The organism is Bdellovibrio sp. GT3 (assembly GCF_037996765.1).
In the GTDB taxonomy this organism is placed as follows: Bacteria; Bdellovibrionota; Bdellovibrionia; order Bdellovibrionales; family Bdellovibrionaceae; genus Bdellovibrio.
On sequence record NZ_JBBNAD010000005.1, the window covers coordinates 746,057 to 765,660 of the forward strand.

General features: G+C 45.3%; 19 protein-coding genes. 15 read left to right on the forward strand and 4 right to left on the reverse strand.

The window, feature by feature from the left end; genetic code table 11:
- Positions 1 to 165: 165 nt before the first annotated feature.
- From AAAA73_RS11000 to AAAA73_RS11020, 5 genes are read left to right on the forward strand one after another with little or no spacing between them, the layout of a single operon-like run.
- On the forward strand, positions 166 to 1,209 hold the full coding sequence (locus AAAA73_RS11000) for a rod shape-determining protein (protein WP_340598353.1): 1,044 nt from the start codon (positions 166 to 168) through the stop codon (positions 1,207 to 1,209).
- 33 nt (positions 1,210 to 1,242) lie between these two features.
- A complete protein-coding gene (locus AAAA73_RS11005) occupies positions 1,243 to 1,713 on the forward strand; it encodes a hypothetical protein (protein WP_340598354.1) in 471 nt (156 codons plus the stop codon).
- Positions 1,694 to 2,668: a zf-HC2 domain-containing protein gene (locus AAAA73_RS11010; RefSeq protein ID WP_340598355.1), complete on the forward strand. Its 975-nt coding sequence runs from the start codon at positions 1,694 to 1,696 to the stop codon at positions 2,666 to 2,668. Before AAAA73_RS11005 ends, AAAA73_RS11010 begins: the two co-directional genes overlap by 20 nt.
- A gap of 29 nt (positions 2,669 to 2,697) precedes the next feature.
- Positions 2,698 to 4,647, forward strand: coding sequence for a HAMP domain-containing sensor histidine kinase (locus tag AAAA73_RS11015; RefSeq protein WP_340598357.1), 1,950 nt, complete (start codon positions 2,698 to 2,700; stop codon positions 4,645 to 4,647).
- 47 nt (positions 4,648 to 4,694) lie between these two features.
- Positions 4,695 to 5,285 carry a hypothetical protein gene (locus tag AAAA73_RS11020; protein WP_340598358.1) on the forward strand — a complete coding sequence of 197 codons (591 nt, stop codon included), beginning with the start codon at positions 4,695 to 4,697 and terminating at the stop codon, positions 5,283 to 5,285.
- 9 nt (positions 5,286 to 5,294) lie between these two features.
- Here AAAA73_RS11020 and AAAA73_RS11025 read toward each other — a convergent pair whose 3' ends face one another.
- Positions 5,295 to 5,699: a JAB domain-containing protein gene (locus AAAA73_RS11025; protein WP_340598359.1), complete on the reverse strand. Its 405-nt coding sequence runs from the start codon at positions 5,697 to 5,699 to the stop codon at positions 5,295 to 5,297.
- Positions 5,700 to 5,853: 154 nt separating this feature from the next.
- On the opposite strand from AAAA73_RS11025, the gene lpoB reads away from it, so the two are divergent.
- Positions 5,854 to 6,453, forward strand: a complete 600-nt coding sequence (lpoB, locus tag AAAA73_RS11030; RefSeq protein WP_340598360.1) for a penicillin-binding protein activator LpoB — start codon at positions 5,854 to 5,856, stop codon at positions 6,451 to 6,453.
- Positions 6,453 to 7,697 (forward strand): COG3014 family protein, encoded by a 1,245-nt coding sequence (locus tag AAAA73_RS11035; protein ID WP_340598361.1) that lies wholly within the window; start codon positions 6,453 to 6,455, stop codon positions 7,695 to 7,697. Before lpoB ends, AAAA73_RS11035 begins: the two co-directional genes overlap by 1 nt.
- Positions 7,698 to 7,766: 69 nt before the next feature.
- Here AAAA73_RS11035 and AAAA73_RS11040 read toward each other — a convergent pair whose 3' ends face one another.
- Entirely contained in the window at positions 7,767 to 8,291 is a 525-nt protein-coding gene (locus AAAA73_RS11040; protein WP_340598362.1) for a polyhydroxyalkanoate synthesis regulator DNA-binding domain-containing protein, read from the reverse strand.
- A gap of 311 nt (positions 8,292 to 8,602) precedes the next feature.
- Between AAAA73_RS11040 and AAAA73_RS11045 the strand changes: the two genes are divergently transcribed.
- Both AAAA73_RS11045 and AAAA73_RS11050 read left to right on the forward strand, forming a co-directional pair.
- Entirely contained in the window at positions 8,603 to 9,100 is a 498-nt protein-coding gene (locus tag AAAA73_RS11045) for a hypothetical protein (RefSeq protein WP_340598363.1), read from the forward strand.
- A 93-nt stretch (positions 9,101 to 9,193) separates the two neighbouring features.
- Entirely contained in the window at positions 9,194 to 11,071 is a 1,878-nt protein-coding gene (locus AAAA73_RS11050) for a tetratricopeptide repeat protein (protein ID WP_340598364.1), read from the forward strand.
- 52 nt (positions 11,072 to 11,123) lie between these two features.
- Here the strand turns inward: AAAA73_RS11050 and AAAA73_RS11055 are convergent, their stop codons facing one another.
- The gene (locus tag AAAA73_RS11055) at positions 11,124 to 11,744 is read right to left on the reverse strand and encodes a hypothetical protein (RefSeq protein WP_340598365.1); all 621 of its coding nucleotides are present in this window, start codon (positions 11,742 to 11,744) and stop codon (positions 11,124 to 11,126) included.
- 17 nt (positions 11,745 to 11,761) lie between these two features.
- Between AAAA73_RS11055 and AAAA73_RS11060 the strand changes: the two genes are divergently transcribed.
- The 6 genes from AAAA73_RS11060 (at position 11,762) to AAAA73_RS11085 (ending at position 18,377) form a co-directional block, all read left to right on the forward strand.
- Positions 11,762 to 12,409: a hypothetical protein gene (locus AAAA73_RS11060; protein ID WP_340598366.1), complete on the forward strand. Its 648-nt coding sequence runs from the start codon at positions 11,762 to 11,764 to the stop codon at positions 12,407 to 12,409.
- A gap of 76 nt (positions 12,410 to 12,485) precedes the next feature.
- Positions 12,486 to 14,561 carry a PrkA family serine protein kinase gene (locus AAAA73_RS11065; RefSeq protein WP_340598367.1) on the forward strand — a complete coding sequence of 692 codons (2,076 nt, stop codon included), beginning with the start codon at positions 12,486 to 12,488 and terminating at the stop codon, positions 14,559 to 14,561.
- Between the two features lie 2 nt (positions 14,562 to 14,563).
- Positions 14,564 to 15,661, forward strand: a complete 1,098-nt coding sequence (locus tag AAAA73_RS11070) for a DUF444 family protein (protein ID WP_340598368.1) — start codon at positions 14,564 to 14,566, stop codon at positions 15,659 to 15,661.
- A 66-nt stretch (positions 15,662 to 15,727) separates the two neighbouring features.
- Entirely contained in the window at positions 15,728 to 17,251 is a 1,524-nt protein-coding gene (locus AAAA73_RS11075; protein WP_340598370.1) for a SpoVR family protein, read from the forward strand.
- Between the two features lie 3 nt (positions 17,252 to 17,254).
- Entirely contained in the window at positions 17,255 to 17,614 is a 360-nt protein-coding gene (locus AAAA73_RS11080) for a translation initiation factor (protein ID WP_340598371.1), read from the forward strand.
- A 52-nt stretch (positions 17,615 to 17,666) separates the two neighbouring features.
- Complete coding sequence (locus AAAA73_RS11085; protein WP_340598372.1) at positions 17,667 to 18,377, forward strand: response regulator transcription factor; 711 nt, start codon at positions 17,667 to 17,669, stop codon at positions 18,375 to 18,377.
- 41 nt (positions 18,378 to 18,418) lie between these two features.
- Here AAAA73_RS11085 and AAAA73_RS11090 read toward each other — a convergent pair whose 3' ends face one another.
- Positions 18,419 to 19,597, reverse strand: coding sequence for a hypothetical protein (locus AAAA73_RS11090; protein WP_340598373.1), 1,179 nt, complete (start codon positions 19,595 to 19,597; stop codon positions 18,419 to 18,421).
- Positions 19,598 to 19,604 lie beyond the last annotated feature (7 nt).

The following is a 19,604-nucleotide window of genomic DNA, read 5'->3' on the forward strand; positions in this document are numbered from 1 at the left end:
ATGTGACTTGAACTTGCCGGACTGGTCTTCATTCCGGCCTCATCGGAGTAGCGCGTCAAAAAACACTCGCCGAAGGGCCTAAATATCAGTATTGACTCTGCTTTTCAATCTCCCTAGACTTGTAGACGAAATCACACAATGAAATTTCCTTGAGAGAGATTCAGCATGAGTTTTTTTGACAAAGTACAAGACTATTTTTCCAATGATATCGCCATCGATTTGGGCACAGCCAACACTCTCGTTTATGTAAAGGGTCGCGGTATCATTCTTGATGAACCTTCAGTTGTAGCAGTTCAGAAGAACTATCGTGGTATGCAAAATCGCGTACTGGCAGTCGGTAAAGAAGCTAAGCACATGCTAGGCAGAACTCCAGGTTCTATCGTGGCAATTCGCCCAATCAAAGACGGTGTTATCGCTGACTTTGAAGTGACTCAATCCATGCTTAAATATTTCATCGGTAAATCTTTGGGCGAGAAAAAATCTTTCATCCGTCCTCGTATCATCATCTGCGTTCCTTACGGAATCACTCAGGTGGAAAAACGTGCGGTAAAAGAAGCTGCACAATCTGCAGGTGCTCGTGAAGTTTACTTGATCGAAGAACCAATGGCAGCAGCTATCGGTGCAGGTCTTCCGATCACTGAACCATCAGGCAACATGGTTGTCGATATGGGCGGTGGTACAACAGGTGTCGCGGTTATTTCTTTGGGTGGTATCGTTTACTGTAAATCCATCAAAGTAGCGGGCGACAAATTTGACGAAGCGATCATCAATTACGTTCGCCGTCAGTTCAACTTGTTGATCGGTGATAGAACTGCTGAAAACATCAAAATCCAAATCGGTAACGCATATCCATTCGAAGAAGAAAAAACGATGGAAATCAAAGGTCGTGACCTGGTTGCTGGTGCTCCGAAAACAATCGAGATCACAAGCTCTCAAGTTAACGATGCCTTGATGGATCCATTGTCTGAAGTGGTTGATGCTGTTCGTACCGCTCTTGAAAAGACTCCACCAGAGCTTGCTTCTGATATCGTAGATAACGGAATTGTTCTCACAGGTGGTGGTGCATTGCTTGCGAACCTGGACGTTCTTCTAAGAGAGCGTACTGGATTGCCGGTTTCTATCGCAGAAGATCCATTGAGCTGCGTAGTTATGGGTTCAGGCAAAGTTCTAGACCAATTGGACCTTCTCAGACAGCTGACAGTCGACTAACATAAGGGTCATTCTACTTATATTAGGAAGTACATGACCGAAGCCGACATTCAATCGATCGCCTTGTTTTTCTACTTTGCTTTACTAGATGACAGAAGGGCGATCGAAGCTTCAACTCAAGCGCTAGCCCTTTGTCGGGATAAAAAGAAAAGAAATCCTGAACTTTCCAATCCTGTCGCTTTGGTAGCGGCAACCAAAATCACTTGGGACAAATTTAAAGTAAGAGTCACGCGCGGTCGTCCAAATACGACCGTTGAATCTGGCTGGCTAATTCCAGAGGGCGTTGATTTGGGGCCTTGGCGTGAGTTTCAGAAGACAGCGTCCGAGGATGAACTTCTTACGGTGATCTGGTCAAAAATTTTGAAAATTGAAGACAATGATATTTCGGAAGGTCTTGGGATCACTCAAGGTACGATTCGCTATCGTTTGGGCCGGGCATTACGCAAGCTGGGCACTATGACTCAAGGAATGGGTAAGCTAAAGCATGTCACAGCAAGAGGGTAAATTGACTCTTTCTAAAAAAGGCAAAAGGGAGATGTCTCCTTTTATCGGCCACGAGCTGCTTTATGACTATTTGTCCGGTGTCTTGGACGAAGAAAGAAAATTAGCCGTCGAAGATCACGTGAAGTTTTCGCGTGATGCTCAGTTGGATCTGAATAAAATCCAAAACGGCGAAGTTTATGCAAAACAGCTGGCAAGCACCATTGTTTCGCAACCGATTATCGAGCAAATTAATACGCCGTCCACTTACCTGACTGTACTGATGCAAAAATCAAATTTCGATCGCTGGCCTCAGGGTTTGAAATGGGGATTGGAAGCATTGGTTGTTGTGGGTGTGATAGTTACTTTGTTGACGGTGGCTCCTTGGCAAAAAGTTCTGCAAATCGGAATGAGTGGTGGCAGCAAAGAGGTCGTGCTTTCTGAAGTTAGCAAAACTGAAAAAGTCGCTCAGTATGAGGATAAGCCTCAATTTGTGGACGAAGAACCAAAAACAGACAAACCACTTCAAGTACCGAAACCAATGCCTACGGCGGAAGTGAAAGCCACTCCTGCGGCTGCGGTGGCGGCGGTTCCATCTGTGGCGCCAACGAAAACGGCGACAACAGCGGCGGCGGCAGTCGCAAAAAACGAAGCTGAAGAGGATTCATCTGCTGTTGCATCCGGTGGACACTTGTATCGTGGAGAAATTGCTCTGACCAATCTTTCAGTTGTGGGTCCCAAGATCACTGAAAAGATCAAAGAGCTGGGTGGACGAAAAGCCGGTTCGGTTGAGCTGGGTTGGCAGAAATCACCGACATCCACTTATTATCACTTCACATTACCTGCGGCAAAATACCAGGATTTGACGAACTTCCTTGGTACTTACGGCAAAGTTAATCTGATCAAGGAAAAACATCCGCGCGTAATGCCAGACGGAATTATCCGTCTGATTATCACCGTGGACGAAGACAAAAAGTGAAAACCTTAAGACGGAAACCAAAGAGATCATTGCGTACGATTCTAATCGTATGGTCTCTTTTATTCTCCGTGGTGCCACTGGCCTTTGTTACGTACTATTCAATGGTCAAATATGAGAAGGCCATCGATCATGAGCTGACTCAACGTCTGACGGGCAATGCCCGCGAAGTTGAGAACATCATCAATGAATTCAGAACCACACTGCAACAGCGTCGCGAACGCTACATGCGCGATCCAAGTTTGACTTATCACCTTGCGATGGGTGATGGAAACACGGTTCGCAACGTCGCGAGCACGTGGATTCGTGCAGACGATACTTCAAGTTTGACGTTTTTCAATCGCGAAGGACGCATGCTTGCATCGGTCTTTAAGGACGACAAAGGCGTTATTCGTAACTTCATGCCGGGTAAAGAAGCCGTATTCCTTTCGGCCAAGTACATGGAAGAGGTTAAGACCAAAGCAGACATCGGTGTTGCTGAATACAGTGATGGTCGCAAGCTGAATCTTATCGTGATTTCACAGGTGAAGAATAACAGCGGTCGTCTGATTGGTTACATGGAGCAAGTGATTGATTTGAATCAGGCCTTTTTGACCCGAATCAAAAATCGTCTGAAGCTGGAATTGATCCTGATTAAAGACAGCGGGGATCTGGTCGCCGCTAGCCATCCCGATTTCTATCTGTATAAAAAAGGTTTCTTTAAAAACTATTTCCGCCCGGTTAAAGATGCATTCTTTGATTTGAATGTCAGAGGCAATCCCTATGGATTCCTGGTGTATCCGGTGGATTGGGGCATTTCCAAATTCTATCTGGCTTTAGGTGCTTCAAAGAGTGAGTCCGCGGCAGTTCTTAGAAACGTAAATATCGCATTTATGACAGTCGTTGGGGCCGTGGTGTTGTTGTTGATTATGACGATACTGGTAACTTCAAACTGGGTTTTGAAACCATTGTATGACCTGGTGGCGGCTCTACAGTCATTCGAATCGCAAGAGCAGGCTGTCACCATCCCGGTTAAGAACGATACGGAAATTGGATTGCTGACTGAAAGTTTCAACGAAATGAGTAAGAAAATCTGGACGGCTCGTTCGGATCTTAGAAAAAAAATCACGGAACTTGAGTCTGCGAATCGTGAATTGAAAGATACGCAAACCAAGCTGGTTCACTCTGCAAAAATGGTCAGCCTGGGTCAGTTGGTTGCCGGCGTGGCGCATGAGTTGAATAATCCAATTGGATTTATTTACTCCAACATGACTTATCTAAAAGACTACGGCGACAAACTGATCAAGTTGGTCGATTCCGCAGAAAAGGATCCATCCAAGCTTCCGGGTTTGAAAGAGGAATACGAGTTTGATTATATCGTAAAGGATATGCCGAAACTAATTTCCTCATGTCAGGATGGCGCTCGTCGCACACGCGATATTGTTCTTGGCTTAAGAAACTTCTCCCGCTTGGAAGAGGCTAAGCTGCAAGAGATCGATTTGCATCAAAGCCTGGATACAACATTGAATCTGTTGCAGGGTGAAATCAAAGGTCGTGTGGAAATTCATCGTCAGTATGAGCCGACGCCGCATATTCACTGTTATGCCAGCCAGATTAATCAGGTCTTTATGAATATCCTGTCCAATGCAGTTCAGGCTATCGATGGCGCTGGGCACGTGTGGATTTCCACGATGCCGTTGAAGGATTATAAGTCCGGAAAAGACAGCAGAAGCAAAGCGGGTTGGGTACAAATCTCAATTCAAGACAGTGGTAAAGGCATGAGCCCCGAGACCATCGATAAAATATTTGATCCATTTTTCACGACCAAAGGTGTGGGTCAGGGAACTGGTTTGGGGCTGAGTATTTCCTATGGAATCGTGCAAAATCACGGTGGAGAAGTACAAGTTAGATCTGAGGTGGGTGTGGGTACCGAGTTTATCGTGATCCTGCCGGTCTATCCGCCAGTTCAGGAAAAAGGCATTCCTGAAACAAAGCAAATCTAAGAGCGAAAACCTTTAAAAACAAGACGTCCCAGCCGATACGTTAATTGATGGCACAGGAAAAATCTCAAAATGATAACAACAAACTTTTAGCACTGCTCCTGTTTTTGGGTGCGGGTCTGCTGGTATTGTTGTCGTTGGGAACTGAGTCAGATAAAAAGGCGACTTCGGCTGCTGTGAAAAATCCTGCCATGGAAAAGTCAGTAAATCGCCATCTGATGCTGACCAACGAGCAAATCGAATTTCAGCGTCGCCGTATGGAGATTGAAAACTCTGCCGCATCTGATTTTAACAGAACCAAGCCCCAGGCCACATACAATCCGGATGATTCTGGATTGGATCTTTCCAATGATTCCAAATCTGCTGAAACCGCAAGTTTGTTAGGTCGCGGGGAGCGTGGTGAAGGTGTTCCATTGAATCCTCATGATGTGATTCAAAGGGAACTATTCAATGCCGAGCAGGATGCTGCTTATACGGAAGCATATAAAAAAGAATACGCCCGTCAGTTTGTGGAGAACGCAGCCAAGGGCGGTTACAATGTTATCTTGGACGATCAATATCGTGTCCGCAAAGTGACACCGCTCAATCGTAAACCGGGCACAGTCGATATCTTCAATGCTGATGGTGGCGCTGTTCAGTAGTTTCTAGAGTTAATCCCAACGCGAGCTCTTTTTTAAATTCTTAAAAAATCCATGATCAGCCATGCTGTAGTAATTCTTTTCGCTAAGAATCAAATGGTCGAGTAGAGGAATCTGAAACAGTTTGCCGCAGGCATGCATTTTTCGGGTGATGGCAAAGTCCTGAAGTGATGGCTCAAGACTGGAGCTGGGATGATTATGTGCCATCATGAAAGAACTGGCATTTTTCTGAATCAGAAAACGAAACACATCTCGAGGGTGGACAGGGCAATAGTCCGCGGTGCCGCGGAAAATCATCTCTTTGGAAATAACCTGCAATTGAGGACTCAACGCAACGATCCACAGTTCTTCTGCATAGGGGTTGATATGTGTTTTCAGTATTTCAAACGCATCTGAGCTACAGGTGATTTCGGTCATGCGTCGAGAATCTGCAATATGCTTACTTATCTCATCTATTCATTGCCGTACAGCGACGAACGAATAATGGACGGCGTTCGTGGGGCATACGGGCAGGACTTGCGTGTGACGATGGCTCGGCATAGACTTGTCGAGGAATATAAGGGGTATCTTTATGATCAAGAGTTTCCTAGTTACTGCAATGGCTGTTTCAATGTTGGCACTTGCCAGCTGCGGTCCAAAAGCTTTCACCAAAGGTGATTACGATGATGTTAGCAGAGAAAATCTGTTGAACGATCAATGGTCTGAAACCGACATGCAAAAAGCTGTTCAGGATTTGGTTGCAAGTGCAATGCAGTCACCTGCAATTTCTCAAGCTAAAAGAACGCCAGTTGTTATGGTGACGGGTTTGCAGAATAAAACCAGCGAACACATCGACACTCAAAGCATCATGGACATGATCCGTGTTGAGTTGATGAAAACTGGCAGAGTGGGTTTCATCGATAAAGAAGCGCGTGGCGATATCGCTGACGAATACAATTATCAGAACTCTGGTATGACAAGTGCTGAATCCAAAAAAGGCCCAGGCGGCCAAGTTGGCGCAGACTTCATCATCAACGGACGTTTGGATTCCATCGTTCAGGAAGTCGGCAAAGACAAGTCTGTGTACTACAAACTGACTTTGAATTTGACGAACCTGAAAACAAGCATGATCACTTGGTCTGATCAAAAACAAATCCGTAAAGTATTTAAGAAAAAATCAATCGGGTTGTAATGACTATTTCCATCAAAAGACTCACAGGATCTGTGGGTCTTTTTTTTATTCTGCTGCTTTCCGGATGCGCCACTTACCAGGGTAAGGTGGACAAAGCCCGTACATATCTGGTTTCCGGGGATTCCGACAAAGCACTAAAAGAACTTGAGCCGCTGGCAAACACCGCTGATGGAGATCAGTTGGTTTACTTACTGGATTATGGCGTTGCCTTGCAGGTTGCCGGTAATATTCCTGAAAGTAATACAACATTGCTGCGTGCCGATCGCTTGTCAGAACAAGTTGATTATCAATCAGTTTCACGGGTGGCAGGGTCTTTGGCGCTAAGCCAGGAAATGGTTCAGTATAAAGGCGATACTTTTGAAAAGATCTTCATCAACGCGTATCTGGCGATGAACTTTTTGGAAATCGGCAAGTTAGATGACGCCTTGGTGGAGGCTCGTCGAATCAATGAAAAATATCAAAAGTACCGCCAGGAAGAAAAACAGAAATTTGAGCTGAACCCATTCAGCAAATATCTGTCAGCTCTTATTTGGGAAGCGGATCGTTCCTATGATGATGCCTACATCGCGTACCAGGAAACTTACAAATTGGATCCGACCATTCCGGATATTGGTGCTGATCTGATTCGTTCCGCAAAACTGGCGCGTCGTCCGGATGCTTACAAAGACTGGAAAAAAAAGTTTCCCGAAGTGAGCGAAAATCCCGACTGGTATAATAAGTCCATGGGGGAGTTGGTAATTATTTACCAACAGGGTTGGGGGCCGCGAAAATATGCAGCTCAAAATGAGTATCGTCTTCCGGCGTTGTACCCCACGCCAAGTATCGCCAAGTCATCGCGCCTGACCATTGATGGCGAAGGATCTTATCAAAGCCACGTCATTTATGATGTGCAAGCTGCCGCGATTAAAACTTTGAATGATGATCACGGAATTTTGATTGCGAAAAGACTGGCCGGAATTGCAACCAAGGCGGTTCTTGCAGATCAAGTTCGTCAGCAGAATCAACTTTTGGGAGATCTGACTTTTCTGGCCATGAATCTGGCAGACCGCGCGGATCTTCGTCAGTGGTCAACTCTACCTCAGACAATTCAAATTATCCGGGTTCCATTAAAAGCCGGCGAGTACAAATTCAATCTTGAAGGTTTGGACGTGGCGGGCGTTCCGATGGGTGAAGCCCTGTTCAATCAAAAAGTCGTGATCAAGCCAGGTCAGAAAAACTTCATCGTCTGGCGTTCCGTAAAATAGGACAGCGTCCTCGCAAAAAAAAGGCCCAGCCTAAGCTGAGCCCCTTTAAACTATTCTGTCGAAACAGAACTAGTTATTCAAACCAAGAGATGAACCCGGAAGATTCGGAGTTTCTTCGTCTTGTTGAAGACCTGGAAGAACAGTCGCTTTTTCAGCAGCTACTTTAGCAGTAGTGTCTGTGTTGTAGCGAGTTGCAGCAGTAGCAACGCGGTTTTCCAAGTTTTGTTTCATTTCCGCAGACGCATTTTCAACAACTGTGTTTACTTGTTGCTTAGTCATGTAGTCTTGAGGGAATGCACCAAGTTTAGCTAGGTAGCCAGAAATGCTGCCGTTGCCATTTTGGATGATTTCACGAAGTGTGAAAAGAGGAGCGTATTGAGATGCTTTCTTTTCAGCTTCAAAGATGATCTGAGTCAAAGTTGCAGCAGTGATATCGTTTTTAGATTTATTATCGATAACCATTACTTCTTCGTTTGTACGAATCATTTTAGCGATGTCGTCCAAAGTCACGTAGCAGCTTTGTTGTGTGTCATAAAGTTTACGATTCTGATAACGCTTGATGATCTTAACTTTAGAGTTTGGCTTAGATGTCATTGTTTCGTTTTGGTTGATCAAAAGTGCCTCCCAATTTGAAATTTACCCAAAATATCCAATGAGATATGTGCTAAAGTATTCAGCACGTCCCCCTGTCGATGGGCGCAACCTATCCCCGGTGCCATGCCTTGTCAAGCGGTCCTCAGATCAAAAGAAAAGACTCTAGGCGTTAAAAAGGACCTAAATGAGAAAGGGCACAAGTTTAAACCCTTGTTTGTTTTTTGCACATATTTCTAAGACCTTTGTCTAAAGTTTTCTTTTAAAGCCTCCGAAACGTAATAAAGGTCGATCACGTTGCGGGTGGTAATTTAATGAAACATGAGAAAAAACAAGAGTTTAAGTCATCAGGAGTTTTGACTTTACTGGGGCTGGTGGGCTTCTCGGCTACCATCATTGCCTCCCCCTGGAACCAGTCCGCACAAGACGCCGAGACCAAAGCCGCCCTGCAGAAAGCAGAGGTCGTGGGTTACCAAGTTGTACAAATTTACCGCGAGGCGACAAAGGTTTCTGCGCTGCCGAAAGTGCCTTCTGGAGGCCGTTTGCCGGCTTCCGTGGCCCCTGCAGCTGAGCCTTTAGACAGCCTTCGTGAGACCGGAACGATGGGAACTGACCCTTGGGGTCAGCCATATCACTACCGCGTGCTGCCAAATGCAGAGCGAAGTTCGAATATCCGTATCGTAGTTTGGTCATCAGGTCCGAACTCCAAAGTGGAAAGCAAAGCTCTGGAAGACGAAAACACGAAAGTCACCGGCCAACCCAGCTTCGGCGGTGATGATGTCGGAGTGGTCTTGAGCATGACTCAGAACTAGACTTTCCCTCCCTGTCCATGGGTCGCGTTATTGACCCCGTACATCAAGGTTTTTCCACATCGCACCGAACAGCCTAGTGACCAAGGAGATCCCATGCTTCTGATTACTAGGACCGGAACAATCGCAACGCTTCTACTTTCTCTGACTGCGTGTGCGACTTTCACGTCACAAGATTCTGATAAAGCACCTTATTATGAGGCTTCCTTTAACGATCGCAACAGAGCACCGGCATCATTAACTCCACCTCCGATTAGCACAAAAGATGGACAAGCGACTCTTGATCCACTCTACATGCGCACTCAAGCAGACTATTATTTTGCAATGGGTGAGGCGTATGCTTTGGAAGGCAATGCCAACAAAGCAATTGAGTCATTCAAGATGACCTTGGTTTACGATCAGAACTCTCCAACTGTGAACATGCGTTTGGCTGCAGAGTTTTTGAAACTGGGCATGATCTCTGAGTCTTTGGCTCAGGCAGAAGAGGCCACAAAGAAAGATCCAAAAAATATCGACGCACACTTGTTGCTGGGAGGATTGTATTCTTCCATGAAGCTGTATCCGAAAGCGATGGATCAGTATCAGCAGGTTATGAAGCTTTCGCCGACGAACACGGAAGCGCCTCTGTACATTGGTGCTTTGTATTCCGAGCAAAAGCAATCCGACAAGGCCGTGAAGTACTTTGAATCTTTGTTGAAGAATCCAGAGTACGTGACGCCATATCTGGCTCACTACTACATCGGCCGCGTGCGCATGGAACAGCCGGAAGAGAAATATCAAAAAGCGGCGGAGCAATCCTTCAAGACAGCGTTGAAAATAAAATCTGATTTTGCAGACTGTGTTCTGACTTTGGGTATGTTGTATTCAAAACAAAAACAGGATGAAAAAGCCCTGACTTTGTACCGCACTTACCAGAAGGAAAACACTCCAAGTCCGAAAATAGCGGACGTGTTGGCGCAAACATACATCGAGCAGGGTCGCTACGATCTGGCTTATGATCAATTGGAAGTGTTGGAGCAAAACTCTGACGAGCCATTGAATATCAAAATGAAAATGGCGCTGATCCTGATCGAGCAAAAACGCTATGACGTGGCGGTGAGCAAGCTTGAGGATATTCTTAAAGAAGCTCCTGAATCAGACAAAATCCGTTTCTATCTTGCCGCAGTTTATGAAGAAACCCGTCAGGCGGAAAAAGCGGTTCGCGAGTTTAAAAAAATTCCAACAACTAGCCAGTACTATGGTGAATCTGTGGTGCATGCGGCTTACCTTCTTAAGGGGTTGGGTCGTTTGAACGAGGCGATTGAGTTGGCGGCGAGCGGTTTGAAAGAACGCGCGGATCAACCACAAGTGTATGCAATGTATGCTTCTTTGTTGGATGAAAAGAACGATGTAAAGACTGCTGCAAAAGTATTGGAGCAAGGTCTTGCGAAGTTCCCAGAGAACGCACAGCTAAGATTCTACTTTGGAACGATCAATGATCGCTTGGGTAACAAGGACATTGTTGTCTCTGAAATGCAAAAGGTTCTGGAGTTGGATCCAAACCATGTACAAGGTATGAACTACCTGGCTTTCACATGGGCGGAAATGAACAAGAATTTGGATGAGGCGGAAAAACTGGCTCGTCGTGCAATCGAACTTGAACCTAAAGATGGCTATGTGCTGGATACTTTGGGTTGGATCCTGTACAAGCAGGATAAAGTCACTGAATCAATCAAGTTCCTTGAAGCAGCACACAAATATCAAGGCACAGTCAGCATTATTGCTGAGCACTTGGGTGATGCATACTACAGACAATCCATGGTTGATAAAGCGAAGAAAATGTATCGCAAAGCTGCGGACCTGGAAACCGACAAGCAAAAGGTTCAGGAAATTCGCGCTAAGATCACTGCTATTGAAAGACAAGAAATGGGTTCTCCAAGATTGCCAGCTTCCACTAACACAACACCTGTGGCAGCGGATAGCTCGGCAAAATAATTCCTTGGTCGGAAATTTGGAGAATCTTAAAGCCCGCTTCGGTGGGCTTTTTTTATTTTTTATCGAAGGCGTTTTTTTTCTTCATCTGCATGTACAGGTAAAAACACGTAAAGAACATTAAGGGTAATGCCAGGATCAGTCCGTAGCCGCGCAAATATGTCGCGATGACCAAAGCGGCTGCGATAACCAGAGTGGCAGCAACATATGGCCCGAGATTTCTAACCGAACTCAAGGCGGCACGATCCAACGACTTGGCAATTCCCTGATGAGTTTCAAGTTGCAGATTCAAACCGTGAGTCAGGATGAAATAGAAGAACACACCCAAAGCCATCAAGCCAAAGCCCGCAGGCAATGATTGCGCGATAGGTTGCGGACTGTGAATGATGCCAAATGCAGAGCCCATTAGAATTCCGGTAGGCATCAGAATCACAGCTGTTACCAGCCATGAAACCCATTCTTTTTGCAAATGAGTAAAATCACGCTCCCAGCGGCCTTTTTGCAAGCGCAGATTTGCCAGCTCTTGAAAAATCAAAAGTCCCACAGAGATTAAAAGTGCGCCTATGACTGGAACAATCTGAGAGAAAAAGGTAAATAGTGTAGCAAGGACTCCTAATATTAGGCTGTCCTTCCAATTTGTGCGGAACATGATCAAAGCTTGTTTAACTGATTGCATTTCCCTATGCTAAGGGAATGAAAATTCTTTGGCGACAATTAATATCATTGATGCAGGGTCTTTCAATTCTAATTGCGGCATTACTATTAAATGCCTGTGCAACGAAACCAGTTGTTGAAGGACCGTTGGTGAAGGCCGAGTGGCAAACCAAAGCAATGATTCGTGATATGAAGGCCAACAAGAGTCAGTCCGTGTCTATTGATATGCTTGCGATCAAGAACCAAAGGGTTCGTCTGGATGTCACGGCGATAATGGGATTCCAGGTGGCATCATTGGTTATGTCTCCCAAAGAAATTGCTTATGCCATCTATCCCAGAAAAGAATTCTATTATGGAAAGAACTCTGAAAAGTCCATAGAGCGTATAATCGGGTTGAGTTTGCACCCAATGAATTTGGCCAATATCGCATTCGATGAACCTGTGCGCGGCCCAGGTTGGACTTGTGAACAAGATATCTCCAAATTGATTAAGAGTTGTGAGAATCAACAGCGCTCTATTCGAGTTGACTGGAAAGATAGAACAGAAGGACAGAAGAAAGTTGTAATTACGGCTCCGCAATTTGAAATGCAGTGGCTGTTTAAAGCTCCCCAGACCGAGGTCCAGTTCAAACCAGAGACATTCACTCTGAAACAACCTGATGGTTTCAAGGCAATACAAATAAATTAAAAAACTCGTTAACCGTCTAGTATTGAGGCATAATCTAAGGAAGGTAGGTGTGTCACAAGTCACCGGGGAGAGTATTATGTCCTCTAAGATTGACCTTCACTCGCTGATCAGCAACTGGCAGAACTCCAGCGTCAATGCTAAAGAACATTGGAGCGGTACTTTCTCTGAGTACTTGGATCTCGTCAAAGCTAATCCAAAAATAACCAGAAATGCTTATCAACGCATGTTCGACATGATTATTGAAGAAGGTACGGAAACGTACCTTGATTTCAAAAAAGAAGTCGTGCGCTATAAGTTTTTCAGCGACCAATTCAACAACGGCAAAGACGCGGTCTTCGGACTTGATGTGCAGTTGATGAAATTGGTGAATGTACTGAAATCCGCCTCATTGGGTTACGGTACTGAGAAACGTGTGATCCTGCTTCACGGACCGGTGGGAAGTGCCAAGTCCACAATCTGCCGTATGTTGAAGAAAGGTTTGGAGAGATATTCTCACCAGCCGCAAGGTGCGCTTTACACTTTCGAATGGATTGATGAAAAGAATGAACTCAAAGGTTTGTTGGGCAAAGACGTAAAAGTTTTCCCTTCGCCAATGAATGAAGAGCCATTGCTTTTGATTCCGGAAGAAATGCGCAATTCCCTTTATGAGCAAATCAACAAGGGACAGGAAGGCTCCTTCCGTGTGCATGTGGATGGTGAGCTTTCGCCTCCTTCGCGCTTTATCTTTAAACATTTAATGGAGCATTACGACGGCGATCTGATGAGCGTGCTAAAACACGTGCGTGTAAGACGTCTGTTTGTTTCCGAAGCTGATCGCATAGGTATCGGTACTTTCCAACCTAAAGACGAAAAGAATCAGGACTCCACAGAGCTTACAGGTGATATCAATTACCGTAAGATTGCAGAATACGGTTCTGACTCAGATCCTCGTGCATTTAACTTTGACGGGGAGTTCAACGTTGCCAATCGCGGTATGATTGAATTCGTCGAGGTTCTAAAGCTTGATGTGGCCTTCCTGTATGACCTTTTGGGAGCATCACAGGAACACAGAGTTAAGCCTAAGAAGTTTGCGCAAACTCATATCGACGAAGTGATTATTGGTCACACCAATGAGCCCGAGTACCGTCGTTTGCAAGACAATGAATTCATGGAAGCCCTTCGTGACCGTACGGTTAAGATCGACATTCCGTATATCACTCGCTGGAAGGATGAGATCAACATCTATAAACGTGATTTCAACTCCCAGAAAGTACGCGGCATTTCCATTGCCCCTCACACGGTAGAGATGGCAGCGATGTGGGCGATCCTGACTCGCCTGGAAAAACCGAAGAAAGCAAATCTGACTCGTTTGCAAAAATTGAAACTATATAATGGTAAAACGCTACCGAACTACACTGAAGACAACGTGCGCGAGCTTCGTAAGGAAACTCAACGCGAAGGTCTGGAAGGTATTTCGGCCCGTTATATCCAGGATAAACTTTCCAATGCGCTGGTGAATGCTCAGCAATCCAATAAAGGTTCTGTGAATCCGTTCATGGTCTTTAAGGAATTGGAATCAGGTCTTAAGAGTCACTCGCTTCTTTCAAACGAAGAACTGAAAGCAGAATACAAAGAGCTTTTGGGTGTCGTGATGCAGGAATACGAAGAGATCATCAAGGCCGAAGTGCAACGTGCGATTAGCGCTGATGAAAGCGCGATGGCAAGATTGTGCTCGAACTATATTGATAACGTAAAAGCCTATACTCAGAAGGAACGCGTTCGTAACCAGTTCACTGGAAATGACGAGGAGCCGGATGAGCGTTTGATGAGATCGATCGAAGATAAGATCGAGATCCCAGAGTCCCGTAAAGATGATTTCCGTCGTGAGATCATGAATTACATTGGTGCCCTGGCTCTTGAAGGGAAGAAATTCAACTTCAAGATGAACGAACGCCTGCACAAGGCAATTGAGTTGAAGCTTTTTGAGGACCAAAAAGACTCGATCAAGCTTACAACCCTTGTCAGCAATGCGGTTGATAAAGATACCCAGGAAAAGATTGATATCGTTAAAACGCGTCTTATTAAAGACTTCGGTTACGATGAGATCTCTGCGACGGATGTTCTGCATTACGTGGCAAGTATCTTCGCCCGAGGCGATGTGAAAAGTAGATAACAATGGCAATACGGGAAGATCAAAACCGATTTAGAGATATCGTAAAGGGGAAGGTCAAAGAAGACCTTCGCAAGTACGTATCGCAAGGTGAGATGATTGGGAAGAGGGAGGATGAGTACGTCAAAATCCCACTTCCACGCATTGATATTCCCAATTTCCGTTACGGTCCCAAGCAGTCTGGTGGTGTCGGCCAAGGTGAAGGCCAGCCGGGCCAGGATGTTGGTGATCCAGGCGAAGGCGGGCAAGGTCAAGCGGGCGAGGCTCCTGGCGAACACATGGTGGAAGTTGAGCTTTCAATGGAAGAGCTTGCGGAAATCCTGGGCGAAAAGCTGCAGTTGCCACGCATCGAGCCCAAAGGTCACAAGAATATTGATTCTTTAAAAACGAAGTTTACCGGCATCGCTCCGGTGGGACCTGAGGGACTTCGTCATTTTAAATCTTCATATAAAAGCGCATTGAAACGTCAGATCGGTTCAGGAACCTACAACGCGGAAGAGCCGCTGGTGCTGCCGATCCGTCGGGATATGAAGTACAAGTCCTTTAAAAAAGTGAATCAGCCACAAACCCAGGCGGTCATCATTTATATGATGGACGTATCGGGCTCGATGGGTGAGGAGCAAAAGGAAATCGTTCGACTGGAAAGCTTCTGGATCAACACGTGGCTTAAGAAACATTATAAGGGTCTTGAGACTCGTTTCATTATCCATGATGCTGCCGCGAAAGAGGTCGACGAGGATACTTTCTATAGAACAAGCGAATCGGGCGGTACTTTGATCAGCTCTGCCTACAAGCTTTGTCAGGAGATCATCCAAGCGGATTATCCAACGAATGAATGGAATATTTATCCCTTCCACTTCAGTGACGGAGATAACTGGAGCGGCGAGGACACGCGTCTTTGTGTGAAGATGCTGCAGGAGTTCTTCCTGCCTAACTGTAACGTCTTTGGTTATGGCCAAGTCGAAAGTAAATACGGCAGTGGTCAGTTTTTAAAAGACTTACAAAAGGAATTCGGCGAGGACGAACGAATCACTCTCAGTCAAATCGAAAGCAGAGACAAGATTCTGGATTCTATCAAAGACTTCCTTGGCAAAGGTCGCTGATTAACCGCGACGTCCACTTCAATAGTCCTATTAGGAAGGGCAACCACCCTTTGGAGATGAGGAATCATGGCAAACTTAACCCCGGAATTAGAAGCAGAACGAAAGCGCATTTGCCAGATCGCCAAGGATGCGGGGCTGGATTGCTTCGAAACTATTTTCGAGTTGATCACTTATGATCAGATTTCTCAATTTGCTGCCTATGGCGGGTTTCCAGTCAGATATCCTCACTGGAAATTCGGTATGGAGTACGAGCATCTTTCCAAGAGCTACGAATATGGTCTTTCAAAAATCTATGAAATGGTGATTAACACGGATCCTTGCTACGCATACCTGATGGAAGGCAATGCGATGATGGATCAGAAGCTGGTGATGGCCCATGTGTACGGTCACTGTGACTTCTTTAAGAACAATATCTGGTTTTCAAAAACAAATCGTAAAATGATGGACCAAATGGCGAATCACGCGACAAGAATTCGCCGCTATATGGATCGCTATGGTCAGGACACAGTCGAAAACTTTATTGATGTTTGCTTAAGTCTGGAAAACCTGATCGATCGTTACTCTCCCTATGTGGAAAAGTCTGTGACTAAGTCGCAACCTCCACCGCAGGAAAAAAACTATCTGTTGAAAGTGGAGCGCGATTACATGCGCGACTACATCAATCCGCCGTCCTTCGTTCAAGAGCAAAAAATCAGAGCGCAGAACGAGGCCGAAGAGAAAGCTCAGCGCTTTCCGCAGGAGCCGGAAAAGGACATCCTCAATTTCTTTATTCATCACGCACCCCTGGCTGATTGGCAGGTGGATGTTTTGACCATTATCCGGGACGAAGCGTACTATTTCGCTCCTCAAGGTATGACCAAAACAATGAATGAAGGCTGGGCTTCATATTGGCATTCAAAGTTGATGACGACCAAGATCTTAAATGATTCCGAGATTATCGACTTTGCAGATCATCATGCGGGAACGATGGCTATGGCTCCGAACGGTTACAATCCCTACAAAGTGGGCATTGAACTGTTCCGTGATATTGAGGAGCGCTGGAATAAAGGTCAATTCGGTCGCGAATTCGAAGAGTGTGATGACGTGAAAGAGCGCAAACACTGGGATAAAAAATTGGGACTTGGGCGCGACAAGATTTTTGAAGTTCGTAAAGTATGCAATGACGTAACTTTCATCGATCAATTTCTGAACGAGGATTTTTGTGTCAGAAATAAATTGTTCGTTTATAAGTTCAATAAGAAAACACAGAAGTTTGAAGTCGATACCAGTAACTTTAAGGCGATCAAGTCTCAGTTGCTGTTCCATATGACTAACTTTGGGCAGCCGATCATTCGTATCGAGGATGCAAACTTTGAAAACAGAGGAGAGTTGTTGTTGAATCACCTTCACGAGGGTATCGACATGCAACCTGACTTCATGAGCGAAACGTTGAAGAATGTTTACAAGCTTTGGAATCGTCCGGTGAACATCGCGACGATTATGGATGAAACACCACAGCTTTTCAGATTCGACGGAAAAGAGTATACTCAGCACAAATTAAGCGGAGAAGGGCCATCCCCGAATCCCGCAACTGAGGAGAGCTCTGGTTAGTTCATGAAAAATACTCGTCTGGTGTATAGCACTGATCCCAAGGACAACGTCGTTTGTCCTCAATGCAAAGAACTTAAAAGCGATTGTAAGTGTCGTCCCGAGGACGACGCCTCACAAAAGTTCGTTGTTATATTTCGTCTTGAAAAGAACGGTCGCGGGGGCAAGACTGTAACCGTACTTGATGGACTGCCGCGGAACGAAGAGTTCCTGAAAGGTTTCGCAAAGGAATTGAAAGCCAAGTGTGGGGTCGGTGGATCTCATTCAATCGGAGAAAAATTCGGCTTGGTTGAGATTCAGGGAGATAAGCGAGACGCAGTCAAAAAAATTTTACAGGCAAAAGGAATTTCGTTTAAGGGCATGTAGTTCTGGACCTATGGGTCCTTGTATTTTTGTTCGATAAAAGTATCCTGTTTACATGCAGAATTACGGAACAAACATGAACGTAGGGGTGACCTTGGCTGCGAAAAAAATCGTCATAGTCGATGACTATGAGGAGAGCTGCAAGCTCTTGTCAGAAATTCTAAGCTCTACCTATGATTGCAAATACACGTCGGACAGCATGTCGGCCATGCAACTTATTAACGAACAAAAGCCGGACCTGATCCTTTTGGATTATAAAATGCCAGGAATGTTGGGTGTGGATGTTTGCCGCGAAGTTCGTGAGCAGGCGGAAATCAAGAATACACCAATCATTTTTGTCTCCGGTGCCGCAACTATCGATGAACGAATCAAAGCCTTTGAAACTGGTGCAAATGATTTCATCTCAAAGCCATTTCACGTCAAAGAACTTATTCTAAGAATCAAAGCCCGTTTGGCGGAAAAAGAGCCGGAAGTGACGGCAGAGTTGATCGCCGGTAACTTAAGAATGAATCTTTTGTCCCGTCAGATCTTCATTGATTCAGAAGAGGTGAGTTTAACGCCGAAGCAGTTTGATATTTTGAAGCTGTTGGTGGCTGACAAAAACAATCTGGTCACGCGTGAAAAATGTTTGAACGAAATCTGGGGCGACTCGGATGTGACTTCACGTAACGTGGACTCCCAAATCAACTATCTGAAGCGCAAAATTGCCAAGTTCAATGGTCGCATTGTGGCGGTGCCTTCTTTGGGCTACCGACTGGAAGCATAGACATTTTGTTGAAAGAATAAAAAGGCGGATTCCGCCTTTTTTTATTTAATCAAACTTTTGGCTTTCTTTTGTGTTTCGATCATTCGCTCATTGAATTTATCCAAGAACGTGGGTGAAACCTTGAAAATCGCCAGATGGTTTTGAAACAGATGGGTCGCAACATCAGGGTTTTTGGACAAGTTGCTTTTAACCCGTTTCAGTAAATCAGGTTCTGCAGTCAGTCTTTTTGCGAAATTTTCCATAAAGGCATCATCCTGAAATTTTTCGTAGCTGGTAATGCCTTCGCTTTTTAGATCCAGGTCCTTAACGATACCGTCGCGGCCTTCTTTAATTTGCCTGTCGATTTCCGCCGTATACTCGGGAAACTGGTAAGTCTTTGATGAATGCACAGCTTGCAGAAGCTTCATGGCAAGCTCAGAGCTTTTTTCGATTGTGATCTGACGTGGTTTTCCTTCTTCATCCAGCAACAGGGCATTATTAAATACATCCTCAGGGGATTCAGCGTGGGCTGGAGGAACCTCACCCATGGTTTTCATGATTTCTGCAGATGAGGTCAGAACCTCGAAACGCATGGCTTCTTCCAAAATCTCTTTGGAATCAAGACCCAAAACCTGTTCTTGGAGGGCTTTTAAGCGCATTTTGTCGTCCTTTTTAAGACGACGCAGATTCATGGTTTTCAAAGTATCCAATGAGGTTTCCAACCATTTTAAACCAATGCTATTCACGATGACCGGACCTTTGCATTGTGCCGTGGTTAGGGAAATACGCGCCAGCTTTAGTGAGTCCTGCAGGCTGCCTTTACGCTTGATTTGTGCATTTGTGATGTCAAATGCTTCGATTGCGCCGGTCATGACGGGTGAAGATAAACCACTTGCTGAATAGGCGTTGCAGCCCTGCAGGGACATGTCTGAAAACTTAAGAAAGTTTTTTGCAGTCTGTGTCGTGTTCTTGGATTTGGTAAATACCGTGAGTTGCGAGAAAAACTGACGACTTCCTGGAGATGGAATGATGATCTTCTCGGTTTCTGGCAATTGCGCATTAATCTTCGCAGAAATCTCGATCAATGATTTGTTTGTCTCGGGTTGATTTAACTCGCTTTTTTGTGGAGACAAAGTGATTGCAGTCGCTGTTTCTGGCGCTGTCTGTGCGGGTGTCGCTGAAGGGGTTGGACTTTCAGTCGGAGCAGCTGCTAAAGCGGCAGTTAGTAATAGAGAAAACATAAGCCTC

Excerpts from the sequence above, each read along its gene's own strand:
- AAAA73_RS11080 (WP_340598371.1), top strand. The coding sequence starts at position 17,255 with ATGAAAAATACTCGTCTGGTGTATAGCACTGATCCCAAGGACAACGTC.
- AAAA73_RS11000 (WP_340598353.1), top strand. The coding sequence starts at position 166 with ATGAGTTTTTTTGACAAAGTACAAGACTATTTTTCCAATGATATCGCC.
- AAAA73_RS11085 (WP_340598372.1), top strand. The coding sequence starts at position 17,667 with ATGCAGAATTACGGAACAAACATGAACGTAGGGGTGACCTTGGCTGCG.
- AAAA73_RS11050 (WP_340598364.1), top strand. The coding sequence starts at position 9,194 with ATGCTTCTGATTACTAGGACCGGAACAATCGCAACGCTTCTACTTTCT.
- AAAA73_RS11045 (WP_340598363.1), top strand. The coding sequence starts at position 8,603 with ATGAAACATGAGAAAAAACAAGAGTTTAAGTCATCAGGAGTTTTGACT.
- AAAA73_RS11005 (WP_340598354.1), top strand. The coding sequence starts at position 1,243 with ATGACCGAAGCCGACATTCAATCGATCGCCTTGTTTTTCTACTTTGCT.
- AAAA73_RS11075 (WP_340598370.1), top strand. The coding sequence starts at position 15,728 with ATGGCAAACTTAACCCCGGAATTAGAAGCAGAACGAAAGCGCATTTGC.
- AAAA73_RS11020 (WP_340598358.1), top strand. The coding sequence starts at position 4,695 with ATGGCACAGGAAAAATCTCAAAATGATAACAACAAACTTTTAGCACTG.
- AAAA73_RS11010 (WP_340598355.1), top strand. The coding sequence starts at position 1,694 with ATGTCACAGCAAGAGGGTAAATTGACTCTTTCTAAAAAAGGCAAAAGG.
- lpoB (WP_340598360.1), top strand. The coding sequence starts at position 5,854 with ATGATCAAGAGTTTCCTAGTTACTGCAATGGCTGTTTCAATGTTGGCA.
- AAAA73_RS11055 (WP_340598365.1), bottom strand. The coding sequence starts at position 11,744 with ATGCAATCAGTTAAACAAGCTTTGATCATGTTCCGCACAAATTGGAAG.
- AAAA73_RS11065 (WP_340598367.1), top strand. The coding sequence starts at position 12,486 with ATGTCCTCTAAGATTGACCTTCACTCGCTGATCAGCAACTGGCAGAAC.
- AAAA73_RS11070 (WP_340598368.1), top strand. The coding sequence starts at position 14,564 with ATGGCAATACGGGAAGATCAAAACCGATTTAGAGATATCGTAAAGGGG.
- AAAA73_RS11060 (WP_340598366.1), top strand. The coding sequence starts at position 11,762 with ATGAAAATTCTTTGGCGACAATTAATATCATTGATGCAGGGTCTTTCA.
- AAAA73_RS11035 (WP_340598361.1), top strand. The coding sequence starts at position 6,453 with ATGACTATTTCCATCAAAAGACTCACAGGATCTGTGGGTCTTTTTTTT.
- AAAA73_RS11090 (WP_340598373.1), bottom strand. The coding sequence starts at position 19,597 with ATGTTTTCTCTATTACTAACTGCCGCTTTAGCAGCTGCTCCGACTGAA.
- AAAA73_RS11040 (WP_340598362.1), bottom strand. The coding sequence starts at position 8,291 with ATGACATCTAAGCCAAACTCTAAAGTTAAGATCATCAAGCGTTATCAG.
- AAAA73_RS11025 (WP_340598359.1), bottom strand. The coding sequence starts at position 5,699 with ATGACCGAAATCACCTGTAGCTCAGATGCGTTTGAAATACTGAAAACA.